The sequence below is a fragment of the Streptomyces sp. IMTB 2501 genome (genome assembly GCF_001953885.1).
Taxonomy (GTDB): Bacteria; Actinomycetota; Actinomycetes; order Streptomycetales; family Streptomycetaceae; genus Streptomyces.
Genome location: NZ_MQUS01000040.1, coordinates 43624 through 62872, shown reverse-complemented (window position 1 = coordinate 62872; position 19249 = coordinate 43624). Strand labels below are relative to the sequence as shown.

The window sequence follows — 19249 nt, the reverse complement described above, 5'->3', positions numbered from 1 at the left end:
GCCGTCCTCACCCTGGAGAGTCACCGCTGAAGAAGCTCAGTGAGGCGGTACGGGTGGTCAGTTCGTCCAGCCGGATGCGGTTCTCGAAGGCGAGCGCGCCGATCCGGTCCGCCGGGAGCCCGGTCACGGCGAGCTTCTCGGCGCCCGCCGAGCCCTCCGGCTCGACCGAGGCGCCCGCCGCGGTGAGCACCGCTGCCAGCTCGGCGGCCTGCGGTGTTGCGACCACGACGCTGCTACGGGTGCTACGGGCCGCGAAGTCCCGTAGCGGCTCGGCGGCGATGAGGCGGCCCCGGCCGATGACGACCAGCTGGTCGGCGGTGTTCTCCATCTCCGACATCAGGTGGCTGGAGAGGAAGACCGTGCGCCCCCCGGCGGCCAGGCGCCGGAAGAGCCGGCGTACCCAGAGCACGCCCTCCGGGTCCATGCCGTTGATCGGCTCGTCGAACATGAGCACGGGCGGGTCGCCGAGCAGGGCGGTGGCGATGCCGAGGCGCTGCTTCATGCCGAGGGAGAATCCGCCGATGCGGCGGTTGGCCACCTCGGCCAGCCCCACCTCCTGAAGCACCTCTTCCACCCTGCGCCGCGGGATGCCGTTGCTGCGGGCCAGGGCGGACAGGTGGGCGGCGGCGCTGCGTCCGCCGTGGATATGCCCGGCGTCGAGGAGGGCGCCGACGTGTCGCAGTCCGCGCGGGTGGCGGTGGAAGGGGACGCCGCTGACGGTGGCGGCGCCGGTGGTGGGCGTGTCCAGGCCGAGGATCATCCGCAGGGTGGTGGACTTGCCGGCGCCGTTGGGGCCGAGGAATCCGGTGACCTGGCCCGGCCGCACGGTGAAGGACAGATGGTCGACGGCCGTCTTGCGGCCGTAGCGCTTGGTGAGTTCGCTGACTTCGATCACGGCACCCACACTGCCAAGAGGACGCACGCCCGGACATGGGGCCGTGGGCGGCAATCGTGCGGCCGCATTGGCCCGTGGGCGTACGTCCCCGGGCTGATGCCGCGCCAGCGGTGGCCGGTTAGTCTCGCGGCGTGAACCCCATGACGATCACTTTGTTGCCTACGCGCGTCGCGCACCGTCGGGTTGTTCCCGGGAGGGAATGCCACCGATGACGAGAACCAAGGCTGTGGCCTGGGCGGGGGGCGCCTCCTACCTACTCGTGGTGGGTCTGCTGGTGGGGGGCGCGCCGCGGGCGTCGGGCACCGTTCACGGTGTCGGGGCACTGCTGGCTGTGAGCCTGCTCGTCGGCGTGGTGCGACGGATGCCGCTGCTGGCTCTGGCCATGGCACTCTTCGGATCCACCGCTGTGGTGGCGGGCACTCCGAGCTCCGTCCATAAGAGCCTGGCGGTCGCGTATCAGGGCCAGTTCCTGTCGTATCTGGCGGTGGACCTCGTCCTGGGCTTCATCGTCACCACCTGTGCACGGCGCGCTTCGGTTGTGGCCGTGGCCGTGTCTGCCGCCGTGCAGCTGCTGGTGATCGGCGTCTTCGCGCACGGGGACAACCTGACCGTCAACGGGGTGATCGCCCTCCTGGCGCTGGCCGCATCCTGCATGGCCGGTCTGCTGAGTCGCGAGCGCCGCGAGCACGCAGTGGCGCTGCGTGCACAGGAGGTGGCCGAGGCCGTGACCGCCGAACGGCTGCGGATCGCACGGGAGCTGCACGACATGGTCGCGCACAGCATCGGCATCATCGCCATCCAGGCCGGTGTGGGCAGCCGGGTCATCCAGACGCAGCCGGCACAGGCGCACGAAGCCCTGCGCGCCATCGAGGCCACCAGCAGAGAGACTCTCTCGGGCCTTCGGCGCACGCTGGTCTCGCTCCGCCAGGCCGACCGGGGTTCGCCCCCCTCGGAGCAGTCACCGCTCGCACCCTCGCCGGGGCTGGCGGACGTCGAACAGTTGGCGGCAGCGACCGCGGGCGCGGGGGTACACGTCGATGTGCGCCGCAGCGGGGAGCAGCGTCCTGTGCCAACCGACATCGATCTGTCCGCCTACCGCATCGTGCAGGAGGCGCTGACCAACGTGGTCCGGCACGCGGGCACCGGGCGCTGCCGGGTGGCCATCACCTACGGAGACGGGGAACTGTCCGTGGAGGTCGTCGACGACGGGCGCGGCACCACCGGGAACGGCTCGGCCCACGGCTTCGGCATCATCGGGATGCGGGAGCGGGTCGGTCTGCTGGGCGGCCACCTGAGCGCCGGGCCCCGCCCTGAGGGCGGCTTCCGGGTGGCGGCCAGGCTGCCGCTGCCCGCACCCGTCGGAGTTCCGGTGGAGACCCGATGACCACCGCGGGCCGTCACCCCGGCTCTCACCGGCATCTAACCATGGGCACCTTCTCAGAGCCCGCAGAGAGGAGGGTCCACCAGTGACCGTCCGCGTTGTGCTCGCCGACGACCAGCCCCTGGTGCGGTCCGGTCTACGCGTGCTCATGGCCGAGCACAGCGACCTGGAGGTCGTCGGTGAAGCCGCCACCGGCGCCGAGGCCGTCCAGCTGGTCAGGGATGCCAGCCCTGACGTCGTGGTCATGGACATCCGGATGCCCGGCATGGACGGGATCGAGGCCACCCGCCAGATCACGGCCGGTCCGGCAGCCACACGCGTCCTCGTCCTGACCACCTTCGACGAGGACGACCACGTCTACGGCGCGCTCCGGGCCGGCGCGAGCGGCTTCGTGGTCAAGGACATGGCGCTGGACGACATCCTCGCGGCGATCCGCGTGGTCGCCGCCGGCGACGCACTGATCGCGCCGGGTGTGACACGCCGTCTGATCGCGGACTTCATCGGGCGCCCCGCGGCTGTCCCGGAGCGCTCCCCACGGCCGGTCGAGGGCATCACCGAGCGGGAACGGGAAGTGCTGGCCCTGGTCGGACGCGGCCGGTCGAACACCGAGATCGCCGAGGACCTCTTCATCACGGTGGCCACCGCCAAGTCGCACGTGTCACGGCTGCTCACCAAACTGGGCGCCCGGGACCGGGTTCAGCTCGTTATCACCGCCTATGAGATGGGGCTCGTCACCCTGCCTCGCTGAAGCATGCGGGTCATGCCGCTGGGGCCTGCTCGTCCTCCAACACGCTGAAGTCGACGTCGAGGTGGGTGTCGTAGTCCTCCGGGGTGACCCCTATCTCATGGATGGAGTAGACGCCGAACCGGTTGACGTGCTCCGTTAGGTAAGGCGAGATCTGGGCCAGGTCCAGCGGGTCGATGCCCCAGCCCTCGGCCTGCAACTGCCGCACCACGTCGGCGATATCGAGGGTGTTGTGGAAGATCAGCAGGTTGGCGAGCAAAGAGGTGAACTTCACGTCCTTCTCCTGCTCGACCGGGTCGTTGGCCGCCACCGTGCCACGCTGGCCGAACCGCACCCAGTCGCTGAAACCGTTGAACGCCTCGACCTTGTTGGTCGCGGCCGTCACCCGGCCGCGCAGCGGCGCGTCCGAGAGGTACCGGAGCAACTGGACGGTACGAATCACCCGCCCGACCTCGCGGAAGGCGGTGTAGGTGGCGTTCTTGTGGGAGCCGGAGCGCAGTCGCTTGAGCAGCAGGGTGGAGGAGATGGTGCCCTCGCGGATGAAGACGGTCACCCTCATCAAGTCCTTGAAGTGAGTCTCGACCAGCTCCCAGTCGATCACGTTACGTCCCGGCTCGCCGAACAGTGCGTCGATGTGCTCGTGGACGGTGCTGCGGGACGGCCGGAAGAACAAACAGGCAGTCCTTCCAGTTGCGGATCCTGGGCATCAGATCGATCCCGAGCAAGTGTGCGAGGGTGAACACCGGATAGCTCTGACCTTGCGTATCAGCATGGATCGTGCCCGGCCGCACCTCGGAAGCGTTCTTCAGCAGGCCTTCGATCATGTAAACGGCCTCCCACACCCCACACGGCACGAAGTGCGTGAACAACGCGATATAAAGATCTGAAATGTGGTGGTACGCGATGCCGCCCACGGCACCATGCCGGACAGAGGTCTCGGCGAGCAGGTTGTCCAGGTAGGTATCCATATGCGTGCCGTCGGCCGCAGCGGTGGTGCCGTTGCCCCACGCACGGGACACGTCGAGCTTCGCGTGCGCGTTCACCACGTCCGTGAGCGCCTCGTTCAGCTTGGCCACCGTCGTGTGGCGGCGGGCAGCGACCGACAGCTCGTGTGCACTCACTCCGGCGATATGCCGGGCGGCCTCGGCGAACGTCATGTTCGTGCCTTTGACGAACGTGGTGATCACGTACCGGCCGATGGGGTCCTTCAACTTCGGTTCGTTGCCGGAGGCCGGCCCGAACCGGTACCACCACTCGATCCAGTAGGCGGTACGCGCCACGATGCCAGGCAGCGACCGCTCCGGCATCCGTTCCTTGATCGCTTGCTCAAGCCGCACCGCGCTTGCCCTCGGTTTGTCCGCGCGGCGTGGCTTGAGCTTGGGCACCCCGGTGTCCGGGTCGATGAACAGCTCGTCGTTGTCCGGGTAGTCCCCGTCCGCCTTCGCCGCAGCCTCGGTCAGCCGTGCGCGCAAGTGGGCTACGAGAGCGCGGCCGTCGAACGGCGTCGTGTCGCCTGCCTCGCGCAGGCCGACCTCCACCAGGCACTCGGGTAGCTTGGCCTCTACCTGCTCCCAGGGCAGCAGTTGTTCGGACCAGTCGGCGTACTCCTCCGAGCCGATCACCGCCACATCACCGCAGCGCAGCTCCTCGGCGAGGTAGAAGAAGACCATGGCCTCGAAGTGGCGGCGCACGAAGTAACCGGGCCGGCGGCGGTCGCGGATGACCTTCCGTCAGTTCTGGGTGGCGAAGGAGATGTCGATCTCCTCCCCGTCTGCGTCGCGGTCGGGGATGTAGTCGCGGGCAGAGGTGCGGTGGGCCTTGGCATGCGCCAGGGCGGCCAGGACGCTGGCGTCCTCGCTGGTGTCCTTCAGCTCGATAGCGTCGGTCAGGTCGAACATCACTGGCCGGTCGGCCTTCAGGTGCCCGTGCAGCAGCACTTCCCAGTTGTCGCCGTGGTGGGCAGAGACCTTCTCGATCTGCGCGTACTGGGCCTCGAACCCGCCAAGCCGGTCCACCGCCGACAGCAGCGAGCCGAGGCCGTTCGACTGGACCATCAGCCCCTCGGCCAGCTGCGAGAAAGCGGGCGAGACCTTACCCCCAGCAGCTCGGCGACCTCGGCCGCACTTGCCTCCTCCTCCAGGCCCTCCAGCGCGTCCGGGGCATGTTTCGTCAGCGCGGCGGCCGTCGCCCGGGCGGTCTGCGCCGGTCCGCCGGTGTCGACCTGCTGGAGCAGGGTGCGGTAGTTGCCGATCAGTGCTTCCACGATCTCCTGCTGCTGGCGGTGGATCTCGGCCAGCTCCTCGCGGGCCTTCTTCGCCTTCGCCGCCATGCGCTTGCAGAACATCGTGGCCAGGTCGTCCCGAGCACGCATGCGGGCCTTGGCGGCCAGACAGGCGGTCAGCGCCACCCGCTTGTCCTCGGTGTAGTCCTTCAAGGTGGCGGCGTCCTGGGCCTCCGCCTCGCCGGCGAAGTCCGCGGCCTTCGCCGACGCCACCCCCTCAAGCCACTTGCCGGTATCTCCGAGGCCGTCCACCCACTCCAGGTGGCCCTTGAGCCGCTTGAAGTTCGACCAGGTCGCCCGGCCCGGGTTCTGCTTGAGCGCGTTGAACAGCGTCTTGCGGTCCAGCCCGATCACATCCGGCAGCCCCAGCACCCGGCGCCGCTCCTCCTCGGTCACCCGGCTCTGAATGCCTGCCAGGATCTCCTCGTTCACCTGACCCCGCACCTTGGAGGCCATCGCGTCCAACGTGGAGAACCGCGGTATCTCCAGCCCGGCCTCGACCAGCTTCTCCAGCGCGATGTTGATCAGGTCCGCCGGGTTGTTCTTCGACGCTGCCTCCACCCGCATCGTCTCCTCAGCGAGCCTGCGCGCAGCCGGGCCGTCGTAACGCACCCCGCACCGCTCACGCACCCACGACCGGCACCGCTCGGCCGTCCGTCCGGAGGCGTACACCGGCAGCGTGCTCTCGGGCAGTTCCACCGCCCGGCGCACGAACTCCACCACCTGGTCCGGCGCGTCGTACACCTTGGGGAAGCACCCCATCCGCTGATACGACTTCAGCGCCACCAGCAGGGCGAGCTGATGCTCGTCGGAGTCCGTGACCTCCTCAGCCCAGATCCGCTCCTCCTCACTGGGCGTGAAGAACACATGCAGCTCACGCGCGGTGATCAGCCGCTTGAACCGCGGGTACGCGGTCCGTTCGATCGAGGTCATCCCCACCCCACCCGACGCCAGCCCTTGGAGGCGCCACACGCGCTCGCGCGGTCATCCCCGGCCCAACAACGCTGCGAAGATCAGAACTCCGGAATCCAGGACACGCACCGGGGTGCGCTGGTAGAGGAGCCGCAGGGGATCAAGGCTTCAAGATCATCCTGTCGCGGCTTTTGGGCTCACCTTGGCTGGACCCCTTGTAGTGCTGACAGCATGGTGGGCAGGACTGGCCCCGAGGCCGAGCATGCCTTGGGGGCGGTTTCGGTGACGGTGTCTCGGTGGGCGGCTGAGGCCGGTTCCGTCCTGTGGCGATTCCCACAGACGCTTGCTCAGCTGCGCGACTTTGCAACCGACGGCAGAGTCCAAGGCGTCCCACCTGTCATCGGCAGAGCACCGGGTGCACCGACCGGACGGACTGGGCACATGCAACAGCAGCAAGCCAACGCGGCGGACAGCGGCCGGGTGTGGCGACAAAGTCAGCAGGCCACACCTACCTCCTGGCAAGGGGCGTCGCCCGCCGCAGTGCGCGGCCCTTCCTGGGCGGAGATGGCACCCAGGCGCTCCGTACGCCGAGGACGCCTGGTGGGCCTGGCCCTCGGAGTCGTACTCGTAGTCACCGCCGGCGTCGGCGTCGTGTGGTGGCTGAGCCGGCCGCCCGCACTGCCCGCCATTCCTGATCGGTATCTGGTGACTGTTCAGTCGGCCGCCAGGACCTGTCCGCAGCTGAGCGTTCCGTTGCTGGCCGCGCAACTCGACGCGGAGAGCCACTGGGATCCGCGGGCGGACTCCGGGCGGGCCCAGGGCATCGCGCAGTTCCGCCCGTCCACCTGGGCGGAGTGGGGCAAGGACTACGCCGGCGATGGCAAGGCCGACGTGTGGAACCCCGCCGACGCCATCCCGGCCCAGGGCGCCTACATGTGCCATCTGTTCAAGCAGGTCAAGGGCATCCCCGGTGACCCCACCCGGCTCGCGCTCGCCGCATACAACGCCGGCCCCGTCGCGGTACTCAAGGCCCGGGGCATCCCACGGATCCCTGAGACTCAGAACTATGTGAACCGGATCGAGGCACTGATCCCGAAGTACGCCCAGACCTACGCCAAGCAGACCGGCACGTCGCCCGCCCCCGGCCGGCACCTTGCCCAGTGAGCCTCGAACGCACTGACCCGGCAGATCGAGGACGCTCTATTCGCCGAGCTGCCCAACGCCGGGTGGCACGCCAGATCGCCAAGGTTCTCAAGCCCGTCCACGCGGCGCCGACCGAAGGTACGGCCACCATCCGCTTCCTGGAGTTCACCGAGACCTGATGTTCGGCGGTTGGGTTTCAGTGGTCGGGAGTTTTGGTTTCAGTGGGGGAGTGGGCCTGTTGGTGGCGGGTGGCCTCTTTGAACTCCGGTTCACCTCCGCTCGCGCGGAGAGTAGCTGTGGGGCCGCGGGACCTGGTCGACGTCCTCGTGTCGACGATCACGAAATTCGGCTCTGCCGCTGATCTTGTGACGGAGCCGGTATCAGTGGTGGCCGTGATCACGGCTCGCGTGCGCTTGGCGGAGTTTCGAGGTGTTGTTCCCTCATCTTGACGGTGTCGTAGTGGAGTTGGTCGAACGGGCCGCGGCCGGGGTGGTCACCATGCATGCGCGGTCCCGCCGGGCAGGGGTGGACTGTCCGCACTGCGGTTTGCGTCGGTGCGGGTGCACGGCGGTTTGTGCGACGGCTCGCGGATGCCGGGGTCGCTGGCGCTAGTATGGTGATCGAGCTGCTGGTGCGGCGGTTCAAGTGCCCGAATCCGGCATGTCAGGCGGTGACGTTCGCCGAGCAGATCGCGGGGCTGACGAGCCCGCGTGCCCGCTACACGCCACTGGTGCGTGAGCAGTTGACCTCGATTGCTCTCGCGCTGGCCGGCCGTGCGGGTGCCCGTCTGGCCGGGGTGCTGGGCCTGCGGCCTCGGCACATCGCGCCGGAGATCGATCACCACTCAGCCGCGCGGCGGGCCGCCCGTGAGACGTCGGGAGGATCCGTCACCGCGGGTGATGCCGCTCAAAGCTTGAAGCCGTCGTTGATCCAGTCCTGAACAGCTGAACTCGTTGTTGGTCCCACGGCGGCTCGCCGCTGTCGGGCGGGGGGCATGGAGCCGCTGGACACCTGGTCGAGCACGCCTTGGGCATGTCCGGGGTCGGACATGTACGTGAAGTCGTCCAGCAGAACGCCCATCGGCCGCATGTGCTCGACGTCCATGGCGGTGAACAATGGCCGGATGTCCCTCGCATAACTCACAGTATTGGGCACGCCTGCATGCCTCCGATATCCATGCGTTTGCGTGAGCGTCCCGGTGTTGCTGTCCGCCCCCGATGCCGACAAACCGCTCGCACCGCAGGTTCAGCAGGACGAGTGCGTGCAAGGAACGGCCCGCACTCCGTTATGGCTGAGGAATCTCTGGCTCCGTCACAAGATCAGCGACAGAGTCCAATTGCGTGATGGTCGACGCCTCGGTTCACCTCCGCTCGCGCGGAGAGCAGTCGACCGCTTCGAGCCGGCACTGGCGGACGGCCGGTCCCGGATCGCGACGCCCTCGGAGGACCGTCCGCCGTGTTGTTCCAGCTCGAGCTGCCCTTTGAGGGTGTCGTTGACCGACTCGATCAGTTGGCGGACCTTCTTGAGTATCGGCTCGCCCTAGCGCTTCTTCTCGCGCTTGAACGACGGTCGCAGCAACTCGATGCTAAGTTGGGAGAGGTCCTTCTCGAATGCCTTCGAGGCGAAACTCTTGTTCGAGATGAGCAGGATGCCCTCGCGCGTGCGGACCAGGTCCGCGTCGACTTCGAGCATCGCGGCCAGGACCTCGCGCTCACCGATCTTCGGGTTGACGAGCGCCCACATGATCGGCATGTTGGTCGGCGTGCAGACCAGGTACAGGCGCAGGCCCCAGAAGAACCGGGAGTGGGAGCTGCAGTAGCCCTAGCCGGCCCAGCCCGCCCGCTTGGAGCGCTGGACTGTCCGGCGACATGCCGCACGGCACCGGGGTGGAGTCGGTGATCCACACGGTGTCCGTCCAGAAGTCGCTGTCCATGGCCAGCTGCCGGATCGTGCGCTTGACCAGTGGCAGAGCCGCCCGTAGGCGTTTGTTGTACACCGACTGCTGCAGCAGGTACGGGAACAGGCCGACCAGGCGCTTGCGGGCGAACCGAAGCCACCGCGCCTCGGAGTGGTAGCCGAGCAGGGCCTGGACCAACGCCAGGCAGACGAGTTCGGAGTGGCTGAGCATGGCTGCTGCCATTAGGGCCGCCCCTCGGTCAGGTCTTGGGGGCAGGCACCCACACGGTGATGTCCAGCGTGACCCGGGCCGCGTCGTCGTGCACGGAGGTCACCCGTAACTGGGCGACGCGGTTCGCGGCGGTGAGCCTGCACAGAATCCGACTGGGGCGGATGTCCGCGGCGGGGAGGGCTGCGCCGTAGTCCTGGTCGAGGGCACAGGCCCAGAACCCGCATGGGCTGTTCTTGGGGAGGACGTCGATGTCGTTGTTGCCGACACCGTGCAGGGCACGGTCTTGGGCCCCGAGCCAGACGTGCGCGCGGGGCGATCCGGTTCGGTCTGTTCCGGTCCGGTTCATAGAAGGCGGCGCGGAACGGCTGCCGCTCGTCCTGGCCCGGATGGACGAGCAGTAGCTGGGCGTTGTCGTCAGACGCCGTAGCCGTCGTTGTAGCCGTCGACATGGTGGTGGCGGCGGGGTTCCTCCTCCATCACCGGTGTCGTCGGCGGGACCACGACCCGCCGACGACGCGCGATCCCCGTGAACGTCACGACGCCGAGCAGTCCCACGGCCATCAGGATCAGCCCGACGACCGGGAGGTTGACGCCCTTCATGTGCCAGTCGGTCGCGAACGTCAGGATGGCTCCCGCGGCGAGGAGGATGATGCATCCGCCGAGCCCCATGGGAATTCGCCTCCCTTTCCGGTTCCGGAATCTCCGGTGCCGGCCGGGTACCCCGCGGTTCGCGAACTAGCCCTCCAGGAAGGCCGTGAGGGTGTTCGCCAGCAAGTACGGGGCGTCGGCTGTGCGGGGTTCGCGGGCGCTGTGCATCGAGAAGATCGCGAAGCCGATGTCTACCGTGCGGATGCCGTGCCGGGCCGCGGTGATGGGGCCGATCAGTGGTGCCGCACGGCATGGAGTCGCACACGTGCCCGCACAGCGCGCTGAAGCAGGAAGCCCCCAGGAAGGGTCAGACGACCCAGGCCGGAATTCCTGGACTTTAGGCCAGGGAGCACGTCAAGGATCGGCTCCTGATCACGCCGGTGCACCTGCGGTTGGGGCTGCCGCACGCCGCACTGGCCGAGTTGTACGGAGTGGACCGCTCCACCGTGTCCGGAGCGATCCGGGAGGTCCGCCGCTGCTCGCGGCCCGCGGCTTTGCAGTGCCGGATCGGCCTAAGGTGCGTCTGCACACGCTGGAGGGGCTGTTCGCCTACGCCGATGCGGAGGTGTGGAGGTGCTGTTGCACCGGCTGATCAGTCGTGGCACCGACTGCGGACGAGTTCAATCGCTGTGCGAGCGACCTGGTCGAAGGGCTCGATCGTGCCGGCGGCTCGACACAGTACGTGGGCACCTTGGAGCAGGGTGATCAGGGTCGTGGCCAGGTCGGCGGCGTCGCCGTGTGGCAGGCCGCTGGTGGTGAGTCGTTCGGCGAGCTGGTCGACCCAGGAGGCGAAAGCGGTCGCCGCGACCTGCCTCAGCGTGTCGTCGTCTGCGTCCGTGCTGACGGTGACGGCTGCGACGGCGCAGCCGCCGCCGCAGGCCGACTCCTGCACGACGGACCGCACGGCCGCGAGGAAGGCTTCGACGGTGTGCTGAGGGCTCTCGGCCGGCAGTTCGGCGAGGTGGGCACAGACGTCGTGTCCGTAGCGTGTGGCGGCTTCGGCGACGAGTTGGGCCTTGCCGCCAGGGAAGTGATGGTAGATGGCACCGCGCGCGGCGCCGCTGTCGCGCAGGACCTCGGTGAACGACATCCCGGCGACGCCGCGGCACCGCAACGCCTCTACTGTCGCCTCGATCATCCGGGTACGTGTGTCGCTCGACACCGGCATCTCCCACCTTGACTAGTACGGTCATCCTACTGCAGGCTGAGTTCACGGCTAGTACGTACGTACTAGCTACACATCAGGAAGGATTTCCCCATGCCGATCACTGTCACCGCCCCGCGTGGCGTGCTCACCGCCGCTGGAGAGCGCGAGATCCTGCCGCAGTTGACCACAGCGCTGATCGAAGCCAGCGGACTTACCGGCAGCAGCTTCTTCGCCTCGATCGTCGGTGGCACCGTCCACGTCCTGGCGCCCCAGGACGTCTACGCCGGCGGGGTGAACCGCCCCGTCGTCATGGTCGAACTGAAGCTGCCCAATATCGGCCTGAACACGACGGAAGCCCGCGCGGCGTTCATCACCGCCGCCACCGACGTCGTCGACTCACTGACGGTCGCCGGACACAACCGGGAAAACACCTGGGTCAACATCCTCAACGCACCCGACGGAGGCTGGGGCATCGGCGGCAACGCCTACACCGGCGACGCCCTCATCGCCGCCGTCACCTCCAGTGCAGCGGCCGGGAGCGGGCGTTGACCTCCTGGCCGCTAGACGAGTGATACCCCATGCTGCCGGTGCGTCGGGGGTGGCTGAGTACTCCACTTGGCGGATGAGCGCCTGAGTTGTCGAGACTGGGCGAGGGACAGCGGGTAAGGGCAGTGGCCTGAGCAGCAGCACCGCCCCGCATACCGCTCTCGGTCTGCCTGAGCGGGTACCGACCTTCCGGCAATGGCCACGCGCTCCGGCGGCGACGCTTAAGAAGGCGTGACGTAATGAACCGCGCAGGACGGTGCGCCTCATCCGGGTGCAGGGAGAGCACCGGCGTTTCCCGACGCCGGTCGTCCGGACGGCATGTACGGGCGAAATCACCTTCAGTCGTAGAGCGTCGCCACGGTCCGTGCCGATGCGGCGATACGCTCCCGAAGCTCCGGCGGTGCGAGCACCTCCACCTCCGGGCCCAGCCGCAGCAGCTCTGCCTCCGCATGGGCGAGGCTCTCGATGGGGATGACAGCCCGGCGCCAGCCGCCGGGCTCCAGCTTTCCCTGGTTCACGCCATCGAGCACCGCCTGCGCCGCGACGTCCTGGAGGCGGGTGATGCCGGCCGGTGAGATGCGTATCTCCGCTTCGCCCTGCCACAGCCGCTCCTGCAGCTGAGCCGTATGGGCCTGCCAGTGACGAGCCAGGTCGAAACGGGCCGGTGGGTCGAACACCTCTTCCAGCGGCTCCAGGTCAAGGATCTGCCCGATCCGGTAGGTGCGCAGGTCATCGTCGGCACGGGCGACGGTGTACCAGCGTCCGGCCTTGAGCACGATCCCGTAGGGCTCCAGACGCCGCTCAACCACCTGCGGGGTCTGCCACCGGCGGTAGCGCACGCGGATGGCCCGCCGCTCCCACACCGCGGCCGCCACCGCCGGAAGATGCGGCACCTCGTCCGCCTGCCGGTACCAGCCCGGGGCGTCGAGGTGGAAGCACTCACGGATCCGCCGGACCTGGTCCTGCAACGCGACCGGCAGGGCTGCCTCGAGCTTGAGCTCGGCCGCTGCCAGGACCGAGCCCATCCCCAGTTCGGCCGCCGGCCCGGGGAGACCGGCCAGGAACAGGGTCTGCGCCTCGGCCGCGGTCAGCCCGGTCAGCCGCGTGCGGTAGCCGTCGAGCAGGGCGTAGCCGCCCGCGTGCCCCGCCTCGCCGTAGACCGGCACGCCCGCCGCGATCAGCGCCTGCACATCCCGGTACACCGTACGCACCGACACCTCCAGCGCCGCCGCCAGCTGATCGGCGGTCATCCGGCCGCGGTTTTGCAGCAGGAGCAGAAGCAAGAGGAGTCGACCAGCGCGCATGGTCGCAAATCTACGACCGGTCCCCTGACACAGGATGTCAGGGGACCGGTCCTAGCGTCTGCGGCATGACGAACAACGACTTTGCGTTCTTCACCGGCACCTACGACGTCGCCAACCGCTGGCGCAAGGACTTCCTCGACCCGACGGAGGGTGACGACCGTTGGGAGGAATTCCCCGGCATCACCCGCGCCTCCGTTCATTTCGACGGCGCCGCCAGCTTCGATGAGATCGAATTTCCGACCAAGGGCTTCTCCGGACTTACCCTGCGGCTGTTCAACCCAGCGACCGCACAGTGGTCGCTGTACTGGGCCAGCAAGCGCACCGGCACCCTCTTCCCACCCGTCACCGGCAGCTTCGGCGCGGACGGCACCGGCGTCTTCCACGGCGACGACGAACACGGCGGACGCAAGGTCCGGGCGCGCTTCATCTGGTCCGGCATCACCACCGACCGCGCCCACTGGGAGCAGGCGTTCTCCCTCGACAACGGGCGGACCTGGATCACCAACTGGCACATGGACTTCGCCCGGCGCACGGCCACCGACCGCGTCGCATAACGGCGGCTGCCACGTCTTCAGGGCCTCCTCACCGGGGGTCACAGCCTGGCCAGTCGGCCCGACTCCTGAGCGCCAGAGTGGGCGACCTCGCCAGCTGTGGCGCTCAACGTCGGCGAAGTACACGCTGTCGCAGTTCTTGGTGTCGACGCCTTCGCCAAGTACATGACCTGTGTGGCCTCCACATCCCTGCAGCCATGGACTTGGCGTCCGGCCGGTGTCGGCCCCTTCGATGTCCTGTGTCTCTCAGGCGCGGCATCGGGAGTGATCTCACCTAGGGGCATCCTAGGCAGACTGGGGGTGCGTCGTGGTGTGGCCGTGTTTGCGGCTGGGGGTGTGCGCGGGGTGGGTGCTGATGGCGAGAAGACTCAGCACGGCGCATGCAGTGTAGGCCGTGCCGGGCCAGGCCAGCAGGGCCGGGTAGGGGTTGGTGCGGTGCAGGCTGTCCTCCCATCGGATCAGCAGCGGTACGAGGTGTGTGGCTGTCGCGGTGATCCATGCTGCGAGGGTGATGCGGCTGAGTAGTTGGTGCCGTCTGATGGGGTGGGTGAGCCAGATCATGGTGGGCAGGCACTAGATCCAGTGGTGGCTCCAGGAGATAGGGCATGCCAGCAGTCCGTACAGCTCAGCGGTGATCAGGATGCCGAGGAGGTCGTGGCGTGTGACGGCATTGAGCAGGGCGTCGGCAGCAAGGGCGGTGACTAGTGCGAGGACGGGCCACCAGGCAGGGGAAAGGGTGGCGTCGTGGCCGAGGAGCCTGCTGAGCGCTCCGCGCAGCGACTGGTTGCGCACGGACCACACGGGGCCGATGCGTCGGGTGTCGGTCACCAGGGTGCTCCAGTACCTTGCCGACTCGCGCGGTGCGATCTGCCAGGCCAGTGCCGTGGCTGCGCACGCAGCGGCCAGGGCCCATGCCGCCGCGCGCCATCGCCGGGTTGCCAGGAAGTACAGTCCACCGACACCTGGAGTGAGTTTGACCGCGGCGGCCAGTCCGACGGCCCCTCCCTGGCCCGCGGCCGTACGGACTACAGCCAAGGCCCCCAGTACCAAGGCGTCCAGCAGCAGATTGACCTGGCCTTGGTCGAGTGTGTGGCGGACGGGTTCGAGCCAGAGACCGGCGGCGGTCCAGATCATGGCGTGGGACATGGTGCGCCGGAGAGTGTCGGCGGACACCAGACGCGCGGTGCAGACGCTGATGGCGAACAAGGCGGCCACGGAGGCCGCTTGCCACAGCCAGAGCGCGGCTGTCCACGGCAGATGTGCCAACGGCAGGAACACCAGGGCCGCGAACGGCGGATAGGTGAACGCCAGCAGGGGAATGGGCGGGGCTGTGTGCAGGCGGTAGTCGTAGAGTCCGCCGGAGAGGAGAAGCGGAGAGGCGTCGCGATAGACGCGCAGGTCAAGGGGTGCGGGAGGAAAGACACTGATGGCCAGGACGTGCAGAGCGATCGAGACGGTCAGACACCATCCAGCGTGGCCCGTCACCCACACTCCGGTCCTGAGGCCCGCGGCTACGGCAAGTCGCCGCCCCCGACGGATCCGCTCGGACAGCCACTCACGCGATCTATGCACCTAGAGGTCTCCTGACGCGACCGTGATCAATGTGTGTCAGCGTGACCGGCTGAACAGCCTGAGCCGTCTCTTTACGCCGTCAGCGGCATGTCACACGCCATCAGCTCACTCGATACCCGTACTCACTGGCTGTGGTGAGCAGCGGCACGGCGGGGACGTGGATCCGCACTACCAGCGGCCCGCATGGGCGACGATCCAGTACGCGTGCAGTGTGCGTTCGCTGCGTCGTCCGTCGCGGTCGGTGTAGCGGATCGGGACCGGTCGGTGGTCGCGCACCGCACCGGCGACGGTGAGCAGGACCTCAGCGTCCGGGGTGTCGAACTCGCCGGGCTGATCCGTGAAGGCGAGAGCCTCCAGGGTGGGCACCGTGACCCCGGTGGGGCCGGCCCCACCGGCACAGATGCGGAGCGGGAAGCTCACCCCGCCACCGTGCGAGAAGAGTGCGCCTGATCAAGTGGCTGGAAGATTTTTCTCGGGAGAGCGCACAAGCGCACAACAGCATGCACCGGCGTACGAACAGCACCGGTCGATTCCCGACACCACAGGCGGTGCGAATCGAGATCACGGTGAGGACCTGGTGCAGTGAAGGCCTGGACGTCTTTCTGGCCGAGTCGGCGAAGGAGTTCCGCGGGTGGACCGGTGCCCGGACCTGGCGGTCGCTGGAAAGAGGCCTGACGCTGTCTGCTGAGCACAACGGATCATGCGTCCAGTTGACTTGGGGCCTGCACGATCGCCTACCTGACGACGAGTGGCATTTCGAGGCGCCGACGGATCACGCTCCTGGAGAGGAGATGCGCATATCGGCCTTGCGTTCCCAGGGGAATCCCGCTCAGCACGTGCTGGTCTGGCAGTGGCTTGCGGCCTGGGTGGCCGGTGCTGTTCTCCTGCCTGCTGCTGGCGGGCTGTTCATCCAGTCCTCACTCCGGCACCGAGCACTGCGGGAAGGGGGGCCTCGGGCACTGCCGTACCTAAGAGAATCGCTCTTGCAGACCTGACACCAGCCACCGCAGACAGGCGAATCCGTCCATGACACTGTTCAACCACGAGCTCATTGCCGACCCCACCGCTACATACCGCCGACTGCGTGAGGGCGTCGCGGTCCACCCCACTTCCACCCCCGATGGACAACCGGTCTGGATCGTCACCCGCTACGCCGAGGCTCGGGCCGCTCTTGCCGATGCCCGCCTGTCGCTGGACAAAGCCAACGCGAAGGTCAGCGGGGCCTACCAGTCGTCCATGCCGCCCGAACTTGACGCCCACCTGCTCAACATGGACCCCCCCGACCACACACGCCTGCGCCACCTCGTTGCAGGAGCCTTCACACCACGGCGCATCGCAGCCTTGGGTGACCGCATCCAGACCATGACAGCCGACCTTCTCGGCAAGATGGCCGGCCCTCGAATAGATCTCATGCAGGCCCTGGCCGTCCCACTTCCCATGGGTGTCATCTGTGAGTTGCTCGGCATCCCCGAAAAGGACCGTCATGACTTCAGGGCCTGGACCGACACCCTGCTCTCACCCGAACCCAATGCCACCGGGGACTCACGAGCGGCGATGCGGCAGATGCACCAGTTCCTCACCGGGGTCGTCCAGGACAAGCGCAACTACCCAGCCGACGACCTGCTGTCGGCGCTCACCGAAGCCCGAGACGAACACGCGAGCCTCAGCGAAAAGGAACTGCTCTCTCTGGCCTTCCTCATCCTGTTCGCTGGCTATGACAATGCCGTCCACCTCATCGGCAACGCAGCCCTCGGACTGCTGCTGCAGCCACATGTGATGGACGATGTCCGCCGTCGCAAGCTATCGATCCGAGCTGTGATCGAGGAGACCTTACGCTGGAACCCGCCCTTCCCTCTCGGCGTACGCCGATTCGCACTGCAAGACGTGACGATCGGCGACACCGTCATACCCGCCGGCGGCCGCGTCTGGATCTCCATCGCCTCAGCGAACCGGGATGAGCGCGAGTTTTTCTCGCCCGACATTTTCGCTCCAGGCCATCGTCCCTACGCCCACCTCGCCTTCGGCCACGGCATCCACTACTGCGTCGGCGCACCGCTCGCACGACTGGAAGCAGAGATCGCGCTTCGCTCGCTCGTCGAACGCTACTCCGTGCTCGAACTCGCCGTCTCCGCCGACGAACTGCAATGGTGGCCCTCATTTCACAAACGCGGGCTCCGCAGCCTGCCAGTGAAGGCCACGAAGGCAGCGCGGCGCGATACCGCAGACAGGGACCTGAGCACTGGACCAGGCACGATGGCGAGATGATCGGGGACGGATCCTGGATGCGCCACCACGGCACCGACGCCCGTCATCTGGGGGAGATCCTGCGCGTCAGGTCCGTCTCCTGGCTCGGTGTCGACCTCCGGATCGGTATCGGTCCCACCATCACGGTCGCCGCGACCGCCTCCGCCCAGATTCCGGCCCCCGGAGGCGTCCCCGCCATCGCCCCGGATCAGGTCGCTGACCGGCGCGGGCCGCTGCCGGTTCAGGACCTGCACGGGATCGGACCCTGTCAGGCCGCTGTGCTGTGTGACTACGGCATCCACAGCGTCGGCCGGCTCACCGTCGTCTGTCCGGCCGCCTCGCCGCCCACCGGGCCCAAGTCATCGACACCCTTCCAGTTGTCCCGCGCGCTGCCCGCTTCCGCGGCCGTACGCCACCGCTTTGCTCACCACACTCAGGACGGCGCGCCCGTCCGAGCCGCCCTGCTGGACCTGGTCGTCCAGCTCGGGCTCATGCTGCGCCGACATGAGCAGGCCGCCCAAGCGCTCACCCTGACGCTGAAGTTCGCGGGCGGCAGCAGCTGGGACAGGCCCCGCCGTCTCCCTGAACCATCGGGGCATGACGAAGACCTGCGCACCGTGGCGTGCCAGCTGATGGACGCTGCCGGCATGCAGCGCGCTCGTCTGACCGGCATCGTCCTCAAGGGCGAGGATCTCGTCGGTGCCGGGCAGGTTGCCCAGCAGATCAGCCTGGACGGCGCCCGCGAGGACCGCCTGGTCGCCGAAGCGGCCATCGACGGCATCCGTGCCAGGTTCGGCCCCGGCGCGATCGGCCCTGCCGCTGCCTTCCGCCGCGCCTCGTGACCCGCCCCTGCTCACGGAGGTGAGCTGTGATCCTGAACCCGCCCGGGCTGGGGCCCGGTGCGGCACAGCAGCTGCCGCACTGGCCCTAACCTCAGGCCGTCGACGAAGCCCTCACCGGGCGCGGCATCCCGCCGGGCACCGTCCGCACCTACCCCCAGCACGGGGACACGATGTACATCGTGCTCGTGTGGGACACCAGCCGCACCGCCGGGGTGGGCGGTCTCCGCTTCCGCTGGGAGGAAGAGACAGGCTGGGACTACGCCCTGCTCGGGGCCGGGCCGTCCATCGCGACCCCGCCGACCGCTTGCCGCGCCGCACCGGGTCTTCGCAGCGCCGGACGACGTCGCCGAGGTGGCGGAACACCTCGTACGTAACTGGCGTGCGCCCGCAGGCGAGTACGGTGCTGAGTGGGACCAGGCAGCACACGTGCGGGCTTCGATCGAGAGATTCTGCGCCACTGTGAAGGAGCCTGGTGGTCTTTGGACGGGCGCAGGGTGAGACGGGCGCAGGGTGAACGGACTGCAGCAACCCGAGGCCCGGCCGTCTTACCCCGCGGCCTTGCTGCTCGCGGCCTCCGCTCGCCGACAGGTAGCGCGGATCTGTGACTCCCTCAGCCACGACCTCCACTGCGGAGTGCGGCCCGGATGGGAAGTGGGGCTCCGGCAGCTCGTACGGGGGCGATGACAGGCAGCACGCCCTGCACAAGAGGCCGTAGTAACGAAGTTCGACGTGTTGAAGGACGCAAATTGACGGAAGCCCGGAGAGCGATGGCACTGGCTCGCCGGTCGGAGATCTGGTTCGCCTACGCCGACGGCAACGTGGACCAGGACGCGCGCGCCCGCCACCGGGAGACCGGCACCGTCGCCGCCGAGTGGGACTGCTCTCCGACCGGCGGCGGCGACGGCGACGA

22 protein-coding genes and 2 pseudogenes are annotated in these 19249 nt (G+C 68.2%); 9 read left to right on the top strand and 15 right to left on the bottom strand.

Annotation, left to right across the window (positions count from 1 at the left end; translation table 11 throughout):
* Positions 1 to 7: 7 nt before the first annotated feature.
* Positions 8 to 895: an ATP-binding cassette domain-containing protein gene (locus tag AV521_RS41085; RefSeq protein WP_179023782.1), complete on the bottom strand. Its 888-nt coding sequence runs from the start codon at positions 893 to 895 to the stop codon at positions 8 to 10.
* A 208-nt stretch (positions 896 to 1103) separates the two neighbouring features.
* On the opposite strand from AV521_RS41085, the gene AV521_RS41080 reads away from it, so the two are divergent.
* A complete protein-coding gene (locus tag AV521_RS41080) occupies positions 1104 to 2279 on the top strand; it encodes a sensor histidine kinase (RefSeq protein ID WP_079249664.1) in 1176 nt (391 codons plus the stop codon).
* Positions 2280 to 2361: 82 nt separating this feature from the next.
* The gene (locus AV521_RS41075) at positions 2362 to 3024 is read left to right on the top strand and encodes a response regulator transcription factor (protein ID WP_076096445.1); all 663 of its coding nucleotides are present in this window, start codon (positions 2362 to 2364) and stop codon (positions 3022 to 3024) included.
* A 10-nt stretch (positions 3025 to 3034) separates the two neighbouring features.
* On the opposite strand, the gene AV521_RS41070 is transcribed toward AV521_RS41075, so the two are convergent.
* Genes AV521_RS41070 through AV521_RS41055 form a run of 4 tightly spaced genes read right to left on the bottom strand, consistent with a single transcriptional unit; the run spans position 3035 to position 6235 of the window.
* A complete protein-coding gene (locus AV521_RS41070; protein ID WP_076096443.1) occupies positions 3035 to 3694 on the bottom strand; it encodes a Tn3 family transposase in 660 nt (219 codons plus the stop codon).
* A complete protein-coding gene (locus tag AV521_RS41065) occupies positions 3624 to 4712 on the bottom strand; it encodes a Tn3 family transposase (RefSeq protein ID WP_076096441.1) in 1089 nt (362 codons plus the stop codon). Before AV521_RS41065 ends, AV521_RS41070 begins: the two co-directional genes overlap by 71 nt.
* A gap of 39 nt (positions 4713 to 4751) precedes the next feature.
* The gene (locus AV521_RS41060; RefSeq protein ID WP_076096439.1) at positions 4752 to 5075 is read right to left on the bottom strand and encodes a hypothetical protein; all 324 of its coding nucleotides are present in this window, start codon (positions 5073 to 5075) and stop codon (positions 4752 to 4754) included.
* The gene (locus tag AV521_RS41055; protein WP_076096437.1) at positions 5075 to 6235 is read right to left on the bottom strand and encodes a DUF4158 domain-containing protein; all 1161 of its coding nucleotides are present in this window, start codon (positions 6233 to 6235) and stop codon (positions 5075 to 5077) included. Before AV521_RS41055 ends, AV521_RS41060 begins: the two co-directional genes overlap by 1 nt.
* 579 nt (positions 6236 to 6814) lie before the next feature.
* Here AV521_RS41055 and AV521_RS41050 point away from each other — a divergent pair.
* Positions 6815 to 7378 carry a lytic transglycosylase domain-containing protein gene (locus AV521_RS41050; protein WP_256725918.1) on the top strand — a complete coding sequence of 188 codons (564 nt, stop codon included), beginning with the start codon at positions 6815 to 6817 and terminating at the stop codon, positions 7376 to 7378.
* Positions 7379 to 7970: 592 nt separating this feature from the next.
* A complete protein-coding gene (locus tag AV521_RS48300) occupies positions 7971 to 8297 on the top strand; it encodes a hypothetical protein (RefSeq protein ID WP_107481157.1) in 327 nt (108 codons plus the stop codon).
* A 599-nt stretch (positions 8298 to 8896) separates the two neighbouring features.
* On the opposite strand, the gene AV521_RS50190 is transcribed toward AV521_RS48300, so the two are convergent.
* The 6 genes and pseudogenes from AV521_RS50190 to AV521_RS41015 all read right to left on the bottom strand — a co-directional run bounded on the left by AV521_RS50190 (position 8897) and on the right by AV521_RS41015 (position 11295).
* Positions 8897 to 9100, bottom strand: coding sequence for a hypothetical protein (locus AV521_RS50190; RefSeq protein ID WP_218639407.1), 204 nt, complete (start codon positions 9098 to 9100; stop codon positions 8897 to 8899).
* The gene (locus tag AV521_RS50185; protein WP_218639406.1) at positions 9069 to 9497 is read right to left on the bottom strand and encodes a hypothetical protein; all 429 of its coding nucleotides are present in this window, start codon (positions 9495 to 9497) and stop codon (positions 9069 to 9071) included. The genes AV521_RS50190 and AV521_RS50185 overlap by 32 nt, the downstream gene beginning before the upstream one ends.
* A 16-nt stretch (positions 9498 to 9513) precedes the next feature.
* Positions 9514 to 9831, bottom strand: coding sequence for a hypothetical protein (locus AV521_RS41035; RefSeq protein ID WP_076096433.1), 318 nt, complete (start codon positions 9829 to 9831; stop codon positions 9514 to 9516).
* 68 nt (positions 9832 to 9899) lie between these two features.
* Positions 9900 to 10154: a DUF6458 family protein gene (locus tag AV521_RS41030; protein WP_076096430.1), complete on the bottom strand. Its 255-nt coding sequence runs from the start codon at positions 10152 to 10154 to the stop codon at positions 9900 to 9902.
* Positions 10155 to 10220: 66 nt separating this feature from the next.
* Positions 10221 to 10392 (bottom strand): annotated as a pseudogene (locus tag AV521_RS48295) (M18 family aminopeptidase); the annotation flags it as partial.
* A gap of 333 nt (positions 10393 to 10725) precedes the next feature.
* Positions 10726 to 11295 (bottom strand): TetR/AcrR family transcriptional regulator, encoded by a 570-nt coding sequence (locus AV521_RS41015; RefSeq protein ID WP_076096461.1) that lies wholly within the window; start codon positions 11293 to 11295, stop codon positions 10726 to 10728.
* Positions 11296 to 11391: 96 nt separating this feature from the next.
* On the opposite strand from AV521_RS41015, the gene AV521_RS41010 reads away from it, so the two are divergent.
* Positions 11392 to 11829 (top strand): hypothetical protein, encoded by a 438-nt coding sequence (locus AV521_RS41010; protein WP_076096428.1) that lies wholly within the window; start codon positions 11392 to 11394, stop codon positions 11827 to 11829.
* Between the two features lie 335 nt (positions 11830 to 12164).
* On the opposite strand, the gene AV521_RS41005 is transcribed toward AV521_RS41010, so the two are convergent.
* Positions 12165 to 13130, bottom strand: coding sequence for a YafY family protein (locus AV521_RS41005; RefSeq protein WP_076096426.1), 966 nt, complete (start codon positions 13128 to 13130; stop codon positions 12165 to 12167).
* Between the two features lie 65 nt (positions 13131 to 13195).
* Between AV521_RS41005 and AV521_RS41000 the strand changes: the two genes are divergently transcribed.
* Complete coding sequence (locus AV521_RS41000; RefSeq protein WP_076096424.1) at positions 13196 to 13684, top strand: hypothetical protein; 489 nt, start codon at positions 13196 to 13198, stop codon at positions 13682 to 13684.
* Between the two features lie 282 nt (positions 13685 to 13966).
* Here AV521_RS41000 and AV521_RS40995 read toward each other — a convergent pair whose 3' ends face one another.
* The 3 genes and pseudogenes from AV521_RS40995 to AV521_RS40985 form a co-directional block, all read right to left on the bottom strand.
* Positions 13967 to 14242 carry a hypothetical protein gene (locus AV521_RS40995; protein WP_076096422.1) on the bottom strand — a complete coding sequence of 92 codons (276 nt, stop codon included), beginning with the start codon at positions 14240 to 14242 and terminating at the stop codon, positions 13967 to 13969.
* A gap of 12 nt (positions 14243 to 14254) precedes the next feature.
* Positions 14255 to 15166 (bottom strand): glycosyltransferase 87 family protein, encoded by a 912-nt coding sequence (locus AV521_RS40990; RefSeq protein WP_179023780.1) that lies wholly within the window; start codon positions 15164 to 15166, stop codon positions 14255 to 14257.
* A 258-nt stretch (positions 15167 to 15424) separates the two neighbouring features.
* A pseudogene (locus tag AV521_RS40985) lies at positions 15425 to 15610 on the bottom strand (WYL domain-containing protein); the annotation flags it as partial.
* 83 nt (positions 15611 to 15693) lie between these two features.
* Between AV521_RS40985 and AV521_RS49820 the strand changes: the two are divergent.
* Genes AV521_RS49820 through AV521_RS40975 form a run of 3 tightly spaced genes read left to right on the top strand, consistent with a single transcriptional unit; the run spans position 15694 to position 18339 of the window.
* Positions 15694 to 16248, top strand: a complete 555-nt coding sequence (locus tag AV521_RS49820; protein WP_179023778.1) for a DUF6228 family protein — start codon at positions 15694 to 15696, stop codon at positions 16246 to 16248.
* Between the two features lie 31 nt (positions 16249 to 16279).
* Entirely contained in the window at positions 16280 to 17518 is a 1239-nt protein-coding gene (locus AV521_RS40980; RefSeq protein ID WP_076096418.1) for a cytochrome P450, read from the top strand.
* Complete coding sequence (locus AV521_RS40975) at positions 17515 to 18339, top strand: hypothetical protein (RefSeq protein WP_256725917.1); 825 nt, start codon at positions 17515 to 17517, stop codon at positions 18337 to 18339. The genes AV521_RS40980 and AV521_RS40975 overlap by 4 nt, the downstream gene beginning before the upstream one ends.
* Positions 18340 to 19249: the final 910 nt, after the last annotated feature.

Excerpts from the sequence above, each read along its gene's own strand:
- AV521_RS41080 (WP_079249664.1), top strand. The coding sequence starts at position 1,104 with ATGACGAGAACCAAGGCTGTGGCCTGGGCGGGGGGCGCCTCCTACCTA.
- AV521_RS41060 (WP_076096439.1), bottom strand. The coding sequence starts at position 5,075 with ATGGTCCAGTCGAACGGCCTCGGCTCGCTGCTGTCGGCGGTGGACCGG.
- AV521_RS41055 (WP_076096437.1), bottom strand. The coding sequence starts at position 6,235 with ATGACCTCGATCGAACGGACCGCGTACCCGCGGTTCAAGCGGCTGATC.
- AV521_RS48300 (WP_107481157.1), top strand. The coding sequence starts at position 7,971 with ATGGTGATCGAGCTGCTGGTGCGGCGGTTCAAGTGCCCGAATCCGGCA.
- AV521_RS50190 (WP_218639407.1), bottom strand. The coding sequence starts at position 9,100 with ATGTGGGCGCTCGTCAACCCGAAGATCGGTGAGCGCGAGGTCCTGGCC.
- AV521_RS50185 (WP_218639406.1), bottom strand. The coding sequence starts at position 9,497 with ATGGCAGCAGCCATGCTCAGCCACTCCGAACTCGTCTGCCTGGCGTTG.
- AV521_RS41035 (WP_076096433.1), bottom strand. The coding sequence starts at position 9,831 with ATGAACCGGACCGGAACAGACCGAACCGGATCGCCCCGCGCGCACGTC.
- AV521_RS41030 (WP_076096430.1), bottom strand. The coding sequence starts at position 10,154 with ATGGGGCTCGGCGGATGCATCATCCTCCTCGCCGCGGGAGCCATCCTG.
- AV521_RS41010 (WP_076096428.1), top strand. The coding sequence starts at position 11,392 with ATGCCGATCACTGTCACCGCCCCGCGTGGCGTGCTCACCGCCGCTGGA.
- AV521_RS41005 (WP_076096426.1), bottom strand. The coding sequence starts at position 13,130 with ATGCGCGCTGGTCGACTCCTCTTGCTTCTGCTCCTGCTGCAAAACCGC.
- AV521_RS41000 (WP_076096424.1), top strand. The coding sequence starts at position 13,196 with ATGACGAACAACGACTTTGCGTTCTTCACCGGCACCTACGACGTCGCC.
- AV521_RS40995 (WP_076096422.1), bottom strand. The coding sequence starts at position 14,242 with ATGATCTGGCTCACCCACCCCATCAGACGGCACCAACTACTCAGCCGC.
- AV521_RS40980 (WP_076096418.1), top strand. The coding sequence starts at position 16,280 with ATGACACTGTTCAACCACGAGCTCATTGCCGACCCCACCGCTACATAC.
- AV521_RS40975 (WP_256725917.1), top strand. The coding sequence starts at position 17,515 with ATGATCGGGGACGGATCCTGGATGCGCCACCACGGCACCGACGCCCGT.